This window comes from Phenylobacterium sp., from assembly GCF_030680185.1.
Classification (GTDB): domain Bacteria; phylum Pseudomonadota; class Alphaproteobacteria; order Caulobacterales; family Caulobacteraceae; genus Phenylobacterium.
This window is the reverse complement of the sequence record NZ_JAUXVZ010000060.1, coordinates 1-10998: the sequence shown is the minus strand read 5'-3', so window position 1 is coordinate 10998 and position 10998 is coordinate 1. Positions and strand designations below refer to the sequence as shown.

Genomic DNA, 10998 nt, shown 5'->3' with positions numbered 1-10998 from the left:
GACAGGCCCAGAGAGGAAAATTCAGTCATTCATCGGCAAATCAAGATCAGCGGGCGTCACGTCGCGCCCCTGATCGACAAGCGCGGCGTGATCGACGCGCGCCGCGGAACATAGGCGGAAGCGCTTTCAAGTCAACGCATGAGACCGTGTTGGGGCGCTCGCAGGTCCGATTGTTTGCTCGACCCCACAGGCTTCAGACGTCGAGATCTTCGGTGGCGAATTCCGCATTCTCCTGAATGAAGCGGAAGCGTAGTTCGGCCTTGCGCCCCATCAGCGCCTCGACCAGGTCGATGACGGCCTCTTCGGACCGGGGCAGTGTCACCCGCGCCAGGATCCGTTTGGCCGGGTCCATCGTGGTTTCCTTGAGCTGGGCGGGCATCATTTCGCCCAGGCCCTTGAAGCGGCCGATTTCCGGCTTCTTGCCCTTGAAATCGGTGGCCATCAGCTCTTCGCGGTGCGCGTCGTCGCGGGCGTAGACCGTCTTCCCCCCATGGCTGATCCGATAGAGCGGCGGCAGGGCCAGGAAGAGACGCCCGGCGCGGATCAGCTCGGGCATGGTGCGATAGAAGAAGGTGATCAGCAGCGAGGCGATGTGGGCGCCGTCCACATCGGCGTCCGTCATGATGACGATGCGCTCATAGCGCAGGTCTTCCTCGCGGAACTTGGCGCCGGTCTGGACGCCGAGCGCCAGCAGGAGATCGCTGAGCTCCTTGTTGGCCACCAGCTTGTCGGCGCCGGCCGAGGCCACGTTCAGGATCTTGCCACGCAGGGGCAGGATGGCCTGGGTGCGGCGGTCGCGGGCCTGCTTGGCCGAGCCGCCGGCCGAATCGCCCTCCACCAGGAAGAGCTCCGTGCCGGCCGAGGCCTGGATGGCGCAATCGGCCAGCTTGCCTGGCAGGCGCAGCTTGCGGGTGGCCGAGGCCCGGGCCACGTCGCGATCCTTGCGCCGCTTCAGCCGCTCCTCGGCGCGATCGATGACGAAGGCCAACAGGGTGCTGGCGGCCTTGGGCTGGGCGGTCAGCCAGTGGTCGAAGGGATCGCGCAGGGCCGCCTCCACCAGGCGCTGGGCGTCGCTGGAAGAGAGGCGCTCCTTGGTCTGGCCCTGAAACTCGGGGTTCTTCACGAAAACGCTGATCAGGGCGCCGGCCTGGGCCAGCACGTCTTCGGCGGTGATCACCGCGCCGCGCTTTTCGTTGGTCAGTTCGGCATAGGCCTTGAGGCCGCGGGTGAGGGCGGCGCGCAGGCCGGCCTCATGGGTGCCGCCTTCCGGGGTCGGCACGGTGTTGCAGTAGGAGCGCATGAAGCCGTCGGCCTCGCCGAAGCCCTCGGCGGTCCAGGTGATGGCCCATTCCACGGCGCCAGCCTCGCCCTGGCGGGCGAAGCGCCCCGCGAAGGGCTCGGGCGTGACCGTCTCGATCTTCTCCACCTGCTCGGCGAGATAGTCGGCCAGGCCGTTGGGGAAGCGGAACACGGCTTCGGCCGGCGTCTGGTCCTGGATGCGCGCGGGGTCGCACTTCCAGCGGATTTCGACGCCGCCGAACAGATAGGCCTTGGACCTGGCCATCCGGTAGAGGCGCGCGGGCTTGAAGGCCGCGCCTTCTCCGAAGATCTGCGGGTCGGGCAAGAAGCGGATCGCCGTGCCGTGCTTGCGGGTGGGCTGGCCCTTTTCGATGGCGCCCAGGGGCTTGCCGCGGGCGAAGGCCTGGCTCCACTCGAAGCCGTCCTTCCAGGCGGTGACGTCCACGCGCTCGGACAGGGCGTTGACCACCGAGACGCCGACCCCGTGCAGGCCACCGGAGGTCTCATAGGCCTTGCCGGAGAATTTCCCGCCCGAGTGGAGGACGGTCATGATCACTTCCAGGGCTGACTTGCCCGGATGTTTGGGGTGCGGGTCGACGGGGATGCCGCGGCCATCGTCCCGGACGGTCAGATAGCCGTCCGCATCGAGGTTGACCTCGATGAACTTGGCGTGGCCGGCGACGGCCTCGTCCATGGCGTTGTCCAGCACCTCGGCGAACAGATGGTGCAGGGCCCGCTCGTCGGTGCCGCCGATATACATGCCCGGCCGCTTGCGCACGGGCTCCAGGCCCTCGAGGACCTCGATGTCCTTGGCCGAATAGCCCCCCGTCGCGGGCGCCTCGACGCCCTTGCCAGCGGGCGGTGGCGGCGGGCTCGGGCGCGGCTCATGGCTCTGCGCCAGGGGCGAGGCTGGGGCCGGGTTAAGGGCGTCGTCGAACAGGGAGGCTTGGGGAGGGGCCTTGGACATTGGCTCGGAAGCTGGGGCGATTCGGGGTGCCCCGGTATGAATCGGGGGGCGAGACAAATCAATGCGTGGGCGGCGGGAAGGAAAAAGGGCCGCAGCTTGCGCCGCGGCCCCTCATATCCAACCTCAGGCGTTGAGGCTTAGCACTTGTAGTACATGTCGAATTCGACCGGGTGCGGATGCAGCTGCAGGCGCATCACTTCTTCCATCTTCAGCTCGATATAGCTGTCGATGAAGTCGTCATCCATGACGCCGCCCTTCTTCAGGAAGGCGCGATCCTTGTCGAGGTTCTCCAGCGCTTCGCGCAGCGAGCCGCAGACTTCCGGAACCTTCTTCTGCTCGCGGGGCGGCAGGTCATAGAGGTTCTTGTCCATGGCCGGGCCCGGATCGATCTTGTTCTCGATGCCGTCCAGGCCGGCCATCAGCAGGGCCACGAAGGTCAGATAGGGGTTGCCCATCGGATCGGGGAAGCGGGCCTCGATGCGCTTGGCCTTGGGCGAGTCCACATGCGGGATGCGGATCGACGCCGAGCGGTTACGCGACGAATAGGCCAGCTTCACCGGGGCTTCGTACCCGGGCACCAGGCGCTTGTAGCTGTTGGTGGTGGAGTTGGCGAAGGCGTTGATCGCCTTGGCGTGCTTGATGATGCCGCCGATGTACCAGAGGCATTCCTGCGACAGGCCGGCATACTTGTCGCCGGCGAACATGGGCTGGCCGTCCTTCCAGATCGACTGGTGGACGTGCATGCCCGAACCGTTGTCGCCGAACATCGGCTTGGCCATGAAGGTGGCCGTCTTGCCGTAGGCGGCCGCCACGTTGTGGATGACGTACTTATAGAGCTGCATCCGGTCGGCCATGGTCAGCAGATCGGAGAACTTCAGACCAAGCTCGTGCTGGGCCGGGGCCACCTCGTGGTGATGCTTCTCGGGCTGCATGCCGAGCTCGCCCATGACGGCCAGCATTTCACCGCGGAGGTCCTGGGCGGAGTCGACCGGATTGACCGGGAAATAGCCGCCCTTGGGGCCGGGCCGATGGCCCATATTGCCCTCGGCGTATTCCTTAGAGGAATTCACCGGCAGTTCGGTGGAGTCGAAGGCGTAGCCGGTGTTGTGGCCCGAGGTGGACCAGCGCACGTCGTCGAACAGGAAGAACTCGGCTTCCGGACCGAAATAGACGGTGTCGCCGATGCCGGCGGCCTTCACATAGTTCAGGGCCGCCTTGGCGATGGAGCGCGGGTCGCGGTTGTAGGGGGTGTTGGTGTCGGGGTTCAGCACGTCGCAGAACAGGCACAGGGTCGTCTGCTGGTAGAACGGGTCGATATAGGCCGAGTTCAGGTCCGGACGCAGCTTCATGTCGGACTCGTTGATGGCCTTCCAGCCCACGATCGACGAGCCGTCGAACATGGTGCCGTCGGTCAGAAAGTCGTCATCGATGAGGTCGATATCGAAGGTGACGTGCTGCATCTTGCCGCGAATGTCGGTGAAGCGGACGTCGACATATTTGACGTCCTTCTCCTTGATCATGTCCAAGATGTCTTTGGCGGTCGTCATGGCGGTTATCCCCTAACTCGCTTTTTAGAGTGGATGATCAGACGGCAAGCGCGCCGGTTTCCCCGGTGCGGATGCGAACGACTTCGATGACTTCGGAGACGAAGATCTTCCCGTCTCCGATGCGGCCCGTGCGCGCCGCGGTGGTGATGGCTTCCAGGGCGCTGTCGAGCTGGTCGTCGGCGACCACCACCTCGATCTTAATCTTGGGCAGGAAATCGACGACATACTCGGCGCCGCGATACAGCTCGGTCTGCCCCTTCTGCCGCCCATAGCCCTTGGCCTCAAGCACGGTCATGCCCTGAACGCCCAGCTCCTGCAGGGCTTCCTTCACCTCGTCCAGCTTGAAGGGCTTGATGACGGCTTCGATCTTCTTCATGGGGCCTCGTATCACTGAAAGCGCCGCCCGCCCCGGCGGTCGAGGCGACGGAGCACGCCAAGCCGCGCGGCCACAAGAGCCAGCCTGCGCCGACCTTCACGGGCTTGGGACGAAAACGCGTGATGCGCAAAAAATAGTCAACCTCCGCTCAATGATTGTGCGACGCGGAAATCGCCTTGTGACCGGCCTGATCCCCCCTAGGATCGAATGGTGCAGTCGGGTGCGGAGGCGTTGAGATGGACGATAGAACCCCAGTTCTGATCGGGGCGGGTCAATTCACATATCGCGGCGAGCCGCAATCTGCGCCGTCGCCGACCCTGCTGCTGAAGATTGCGGCGCTTGGCGCCGCCGAGAATGCGGGGCTGTCCGAGGCGGCCCTGGCGAACATCGACAGTCTGGCGGTGGTGGGGTTCACCGTAGACGCCCCAGGCGGCGGACGGGCCACGCCGCACAGCACCAATCCGCCCGCCAGCCTCGCCCGGACGCTGGGCGCCGCGCCCGGCTGGTCGGTCTATTCCCACATGGGGGGCAACAGTCCCCAGCAGCTGATCAACACGCTTTGCGAGCGCATCGCCCGCGGGGAAAGCCAGTTTGGTCTTGTGGTCGGCTGCGAATTCCTGGGCTCAGCCACCAAGCGCCTGACCAAGGGGCTGGGCTTCGACGACTGGGAGGAAGACCAGAGCCTCGATCCGCCTGAGCGCATCGGCGATCCCCGGCCCGGCGTAACCCCCTATGAGGCCCGGCACGGCCTGGGCCGGCCGATCAACACCTATCCATTGTTCGAAAACGCCTTGCGCGCCCGGGATGGGCGCAGCATTCCCGACCACCAGAAGCGCCTGGGTGAGCTGTTCGCCCCCTTTACCGAGGTCGCCGCCCGCAATCGCGACGCCTGGTTCCCCATCGCGCGCACCGCCGAAGAGCTGATCACCGTCACCGAGCGCAACCGGATGGTGGGCTTTCCCTACACCAAGTACCTGAACGCCATCATGGATGTGGACCAGTCGGCCGGGGTCCTGGTGACCAGCCTGGCCAAGGCCCGCGAACTCGGCGTGCCCGAGGCGAACCTGGTCTATCTGCACGGCTGCGCCGACGCCTCGGACCTCTGGTATCCCCTGGACCGCCAGAACTTCCATTCCAGCCCCGCCATGCGTCTGACCGGCGCCCGAGCCCTGGAGATGGCCGGGATCAGCCTGGACGAGATCGGGATCATCGACCTCTATTCCTGTTTCCCTGTCGCCGTGGAGATCGGCGCCGAGGAGCTGGGCCTGTCCCTGAACGATCCGCGGGGGCTGACGGTGACCGGCGGACTTCCCTATGCTGGGGGTCCGGGAAACAACTACGCCATGCATTCCATCGCCGTGATGGTGCAGCGCCTGCGCCAGGCCCGTGACACCTATGGCCTGGTGACCGCCAATGGCTGGTTCCTGACCAAGCAGTCGACGGGAATCTATTCCTGTCGGGCGCCCGAAGCGCCGTTCGAGCGCCAGGACCCGGCGGTCATTCAAAGGCAGATCGACGCCCTGCCACATCCCGTTGTCACAGAAACGCCGCAGGGTCGCGCGGTGATCGAGACCTATACTGTCGTCCACGGCCGGGAGGGCTATCTGATGGGCCTCGTGGTCGGTCGTGACGAGGCCGATCGTCGGTTCGTCGCCCACACGCCCGCTGACCCGGCCGTACTCCATAGCCTCGAGACGACGGAAGCCGTCGGCCGCACCGGCCATGTCGGTCCCGCGCCTGAGGGCCAACGCAACCTCTTTGTACCGGACTAGACCATGCCCCGCCTTTACCTGATCCGCCACGGAAAGCCCGCCGCCACCTGGGGCGGCCATGACGACGACCCGGGCCTGGATGCGACCGGCCAGGCCCAGGCCGAGGCCGCCCGGGATTTCCTGTTGGCCCTGCCGGCCGCTGAACGCCCCTCGCGTGTCGTCTCATCGCCCCTGGCCCGGTGCCGCGAGACCGCCGAGCCCACTGCCCGCGCCCTGGGCGTGGAGGTGGAGATCGACCCCGGCGTCGGCGAGATCCCGACGCCGGCCAATCTGGCCGCCGCCGACCGCGGCGACTGGCTGAAGGCGGCCTTCCAGGGCGCCTGGCGCGATATCCAGGGCGACCTGGACTATGACGCCTGGCGCCGCGACGTGGCCGCAGCCCTCGTCGCCCGTGGCGACACCGCGGTGTTCAGCCATTTCGTGGCGATCAATGCGGTGGTGTCCTGCCTGACGGGCGATGATCAGGTGGTCGGCTTCCGGCCTGACCATACTTCGATCACCGTGCTGGAAAGCGACGGCAAGACCTTGACCCTGGTCGAGAAGGGGCGAGAAGCCTCAACCGGCGTCCTTTAAGTTGTTTCGTCCCGGAGACCGTGTGGGCCCCCAGCAGATTCTTACGGTCGCGCAGATCCGCGCCGCCGATCAGGCGGCCGTGGCCGCTGGCGTTTCCGCCGCCGAGTTGATGGCGCGGGCAGGCGCCGCCGTGGCCGAGGTCATCGCGGCCCGATTCGACCCTTGCGACGTGCTGGTGCTCTGCGGGCCTGGCGACAATGGCGGCGATGGCTATGTGGTCGCCCGCCTGCTGGCCGAGCGGGACTGGCCGGTGCGGGTGGCGGCGCTGGAGCCGCCTCGCAGTCCCTCGGCCCAGGCCATGGCGGCCATGTGGTCCGGGCCGGTTCAGCCCATCGAATCTGCCGACCTGGCGGCCGACCTCTATGTGGACGCCCTGTTCGGCGCCGGCCTCTCGGCGCCGTTGAGCGGGGAGGCGGCTCGGGTCGTCCAGCAGCTCAACGCCGCGCCCGAACGGGTGGTGGCGATCGATACCCCCAGCGGCCTGCCGGGCGACACGGGGCTGCCGGTGGGTGTCTGCGGCCGCGCGGCTCTGACCGTCACCTTTCATGCCCGCAAGCCCGCCCATGTGCTGGAGCCCGGCCGCGGGCGGTGCGGGGAGGTGGTCGTCGCTGATATCGGTCTGCCGGCCACCGAGGCCAGCCTGTTCGAAAACACGCCGGACCTCTGGGCGCCGCGCTTTCCCTGGCCGACGGCGGCCTCGCACAAGCACGCCCGGGGCCGGATGGTCGTGGTCAGCGGACCGGCCTGGCGCACGGGCGCTGCAAGGCTGGCCGCCCGGGCGGGCCTGCGAATCGGCGCCGGCGTCGTCACCGTGCTTTCGCCGCCGGACGCCCTGGCCGCCAACGCCGCCCACCTCGAAGCCGTGATGCTCCGGCCCTTCGACAGCGAGGCCGAACTCGAGAGCCTCGCCGCCGACGTGGATGCTGCGGTCATCGGCCCGGCGGCTGGAGTCAATGAAACCACCCTGATGAACGTCCTGGCCCTGGCGCGCACCGGCGCGGCCCTGATCCTCGACGCCGACGCCATCACGGTCTTCCGCGAAGATCCCGAAGAGCTCTTCTCGGTGCTCGACAAGGACGATGTCCTGACCCCGCACGCCGGCGAGTTCGAGCGCCTGTTCCCCGGCGTCCTGGAGTCCGCGCCCGAGCGCATCTCCGCCACCCGCCGGGCGGCGGAACTGGCCGATGCGGTGGTGCTGTTGAAGGGCCACGACACCGTGGTCGCTGCGCCGGACGGCCGAACGGCCGTGGCGCTGAATGGCTCGCCCTGGCTGGCCACGGCCGGGGCAGGCGACGTGCTGGCCGGCTATATCGCCGGCCTGGTCGCTCAGGGCATGGACAGTTTCGAGGCTGCCTGCGCCGCCACCTGGATCCACGCCGAGGCCGCCCATGCCCACGGGCCCGGCCTGATCGCCGAGGACCTGCCGGGCCTGACGCCTTCGATCCTGCGCCGGCTCTACGTCGCCAGCTAGACCATGGGTCGGGGCTCTGCTAGGCGGTGGACGGTCGCCCTGGAGTTTCGGTCTGTGAACCGTCCGTCCGCCATGTCCGCTCGCCCCCTCGCACCGGTAGCCGCCGGTTGGGTGGCCATGCGCGCGGCTGCGGCGGACAGGGTAAGGATCTAGACGAGCCTCAGCGGCGATCTCCTCCCCACCACCTCGGCTTTGATCGGGGGTGGGGCGTCGAAGACCCGCCAATGCCTGCGGTCAGAGCCCCTCTCCCGGACCTGATCCATGACCAGCTACACGCCCCAACTGCTGGGGGCGCTCGCGCTCTTCGCCTTCGTCTCCTCGATCACCCCTGGCCCGAACAACGCCATGCTGATGGCCTCGGGCGCCAACTACGGTTTCCTGCGCACCCTGCCGCACCTGGCTGGCGTGGTGCTGGGCTTTGTGATCCTGCTGCTGGCTGTGGGCTTTGGCCTCGGGGGGCTGTTCTTCGCCTATCCCGCCGCGCACACGGTGCTGAAGGCGCTGGGCGCGGCCTATCTGCTCTGGCTGGCCTGGAAGATCGCCACGGCCAAGGGAGTCGGGGAGGGGGCGGCCAACGCGCGTCCCTTCACCTTCCTGCAGGCCGCCGGCTTCCAGTGGGTGAACCCCAAGGCCTGGACCATGGCTGTGGGCGTCGTGGCGGCCTATGTCCCGCGTCAGGGCGGAGCGGGCGACATGCTGATCGGCGTCCTGGTGGTGTTCGTCGTCAACCTGCCCTGCGCCGTCGCCTGGACGGGGTCCGGCGTCGCCCTGCGCCGGCTTCTGGCGCGACCAGGGGCGCTGCGGATCTTCAATTGGACCATGGCGGCCTTGCTGGTCGCCTCGCTGGTCCCGATCCTCATCGATCTTGTCCAACCGTGGTTGGTCGTGGGGATGGCCGCTTGACGCGCGCGGGCAAACCGCCGATGGCAGGCGCGGAATGCGGGCGTGGCGGAACTGGTAGACGCACTGGATTTAGGTTCCAGCGCCGCAAGGCGTGGAGGTTCGAGTCCTCTCGCCCGCACCACCTTTGCTCTTGGACCGGGCAGGCGCCCGTGACATAAGGGCGCCCTCCCGCCGCCTCGACGTAGGCGGCGCTTCCCGTTTCACCTTTAGGCGGACCGTCAAGAGCGCGTGACAGCGCCCCGGAGTCCGGAAGCAAGAATGTCGATGCAGATCGTTGAAAAGTCGGGTGAAGGCCTCAGCCGCGTCTATGGCGTCACTGTCCCGGCCGCGGACCTGGCCGAACGCCTGGAAGCCCGCATCGCCGAGGTGACCCCGCAGCTGAACATCAAGGGCTTCCGCCCGGGCAAGGTGCCGCCGGCCCATGTGCGCCGCGTGCACGGCAAGGCCCTGATGGCTGAGGTGGTCGAGGCGACCATTTCGGAATCCACCCAGAAGGTCCTGGAAGAGAACAAGCTGCGCCCGGCCGGCGAGCCTGACCTGAAGCCTGAGGGCGACCTTCAGGATGTGGTCGACGGCAAGGCTGACCTGGCCTTCGACATCTCGCTCGAGCTCATGCCCGACTTCGAGCCGATCGATCCGGCGACCCTGGAGCTGACGCGCCCGGTCTACACCCCCGGCGACGAGGAAGTGACCGAGGCCCTGACCGAACTCGCCAAGCAGAACCGCAGCTTTGAGCCGCGCACGGGCAAGACCGTGAAGGCCAAGGACGGCGACCAGGTGACCATCGACTTCGTCGGCAAGATCGACGGCGAGGCCTTCGAAGGCGGTTCGGCCGAGGGCGCCCAGCTGGTGCTCGGCTCGGGCAGCTTCATTCCGGGCTTTGAAGAGCAGCTGGTCGGCGCCAAGCCCGACAGTGATGTCGTGGTCAAGGTGACCTTCCCCGAGGACTATCAAGCCGCCCATCTGGCCGGCAAGGAAGCTGAGTTCGAGGTCAAGGTGACCGCCGTCTCCGCCCCGGTCGAGACCGAGGCCGACGACGCCTTCGCCGAAAAGCTGGGCATCGAGAGCCTCGACAAGCTCAAGGAGCTGCTGCGCGAGAACCTGCAGCAGCAATATGTCAGCGCCTCGCGCTTCAAGCTGAAGCGCGCCCTGCTGGACGCCCTGGACTCCAAGCACAGCTTCGACCTGCCGCCGAAGATGGTGGAAGCCGAGTTCGCCGCCATCTGGACCCAGGTGCAGCAGGACAAGGAACGCGAAGCCCTGCCGCCGGAAGACGCGGACAAGACCGACGAGCAGCTCGAGAGCGAATACCGCAAGATCGCCGAGCGCCGGGTGCGCCTGGGCCTCGTCCTGGCCGAGATCGGCCGGGTCAACAACGTCCAGGTGACCGAGCAGGAACTGCTGGAGGCCATGCGCCAGGAGGCCATGCGCTATGGGCCCCAGGCCCAGCAGGTGTTCGACATGTTCCGCCAGAATCCCAATGCCCAGGCTCAGCTCCGCGCGCCCATCTTCGAAGACAAGGTCGTCGACCTGATCGTCGAGAAGGCCAAGGTCGAGGACAAGGACGTCAGCAAGGACGAGCTGATGGCCGAGGACGATCTGCCGGAAGGCTATGGCGACTGATACGCCGCGCGCCGCCCAGGAGGCGACGTGAAGCTGGAACGAAAATGATCCCGGCGTGGCCTTGGCGCGACGTCGGGATCATGCGTCTTTAGGGTTCCGAAAGGCCCTGCATCGGAGGCTCACCTTGCAACCTCCCGAGGCAGACGCGATATCGAAGACGACGGCGATCCGACGATCGCCCATCGAGAAGGGCTTTTAAGCTTATGCGTGACCATGTGACCACCGCGCTCAACCTCGTGCCCATGGTGGTCGAGCAGACCAGCCGCGGCGAACGGGCCTTCGACATCTTCTCCCGGCTGCTGAAGGAACGGATCATCTTCCTCAATGGCCCGGTCGAGGACGGCATGGCCGCCCTGATCTGCGCCCAGCTTCTCTATCTGGAGTCCGAGAACCCCAAGAAAGAGATCTCCATGTACATCAACTCGCCGGGCGGCATCGTGACGTCCGGCCTGGCGATCTACGACACC

Annotated in this window: 9 protein-coding genes and 1 tRNA gene; 7 read left to right on the top strand and 3 right to left on the bottom strand. The window is 67.0% G+C overall.

Annotation, left to right across the window (positions count from 1 at the left end; translation table 11 throughout):
* Positions 1 to 193: 193 nt before the first annotated feature.
* The 3 genes from parE to Q8L83_RS16790 form a co-directional block, all read right to left on the bottom strand.
* Positions 194 to 2266: a DNA topoisomerase IV subunit B gene (parE, locus tag Q8L83_RS16800; protein ID WP_305289006.1), complete on the bottom strand. Its 2073-nt coding sequence runs from the start codon at positions 2264 to 2266 to the stop codon at positions 194 to 196.
* Positions 2267 to 2403: 137 nt separating this feature from the next.
* Positions 2404 to 3813, bottom strand: coding sequence for a type I glutamate--ammonia ligase (gene glnA / locus Q8L83_RS16795; RefSeq protein WP_305289004.1), 1410 nt, complete (start codon positions 3811 to 3813; stop codon positions 2404 to 2406).
* 37 nt (positions 3814 to 3850) lie between these two features.
* Positions 3851 to 4189, bottom strand: a complete 339-nt coding sequence (locus Q8L83_RS16790) for a P-II family nitrogen regulator (RefSeq protein ID WP_304713668.1) — start codon at positions 4187 to 4189, stop codon at positions 3851 to 3853.
* Between the two features lie 236 nt (positions 4190 to 4425).
* Here Q8L83_RS16790 and Q8L83_RS16785 point away from each other — a divergent pair, with 236 nt between their 5' ends.
* The 7 genes from Q8L83_RS16785 to Q8L83_RS16755 all read left to right on the top strand — a co-directional run.
* Positions 4426 to 5961, top strand: coding sequence for an acetyl-CoA acetyltransferase (locus Q8L83_RS16785; protein WP_305289001.1), 1536 nt, complete (start codon positions 4426 to 4428; stop codon positions 5959 to 5961).
* Between the two features lie 3 nt (positions 5962 to 5964).
* Positions 5965 to 6534, top strand: coding sequence for a histidine phosphatase family protein (locus Q8L83_RS16780; protein WP_305288999.1), 570 nt, complete (start codon positions 5965 to 5967; stop codon positions 6532 to 6534).
* Positions 6535 to 6556: 22 nt separating this feature from the next.
* Positions 6557 to 8005, top strand: coding sequence for an NAD(P)H-hydrate dehydratase (locus Q8L83_RS16775; RefSeq protein ID WP_305288997.1), 1449 nt, complete (start codon positions 6557 to 6559; stop codon positions 8003 to 8005).
* Positions 8006 to 8266: 261 nt separating this feature from the next.
* Positions 8267 to 8908 carry a LysE family translocator gene (locus Q8L83_RS16770; RefSeq protein WP_305288996.1) on the top strand — a complete coding sequence of 214 codons (642 nt, stop codon included), beginning with the start codon at positions 8267 to 8269 and terminating at the stop codon, positions 8906 to 8908.
* Between the two features lie 36 nt (positions 8909 to 8944).
* A tRNA-Leu gene (locus tag Q8L83_RS16765) sits at positions 8945 to 9029 on the top strand.
* Positions 9030 to 9172: 143 nt separating this feature from the next.
* A complete protein-coding gene (gene tig, locus Q8L83_RS16760; protein ID WP_305289008.1) occupies positions 9173 to 10531 on the top strand; it encodes a trigger factor in 1359 nt (452 codons plus the stop codon).
* Positions 10532 to 10734: 203 nt separating this feature from the next.
* Positions 10735 to 10998: ATP-dependent Clp protease proteolytic subunit (locus tag Q8L83_RS16755; RefSeq protein WP_305288994.1), on the top strand; the 264-nt coding region annotated here is incomplete at its 3' end.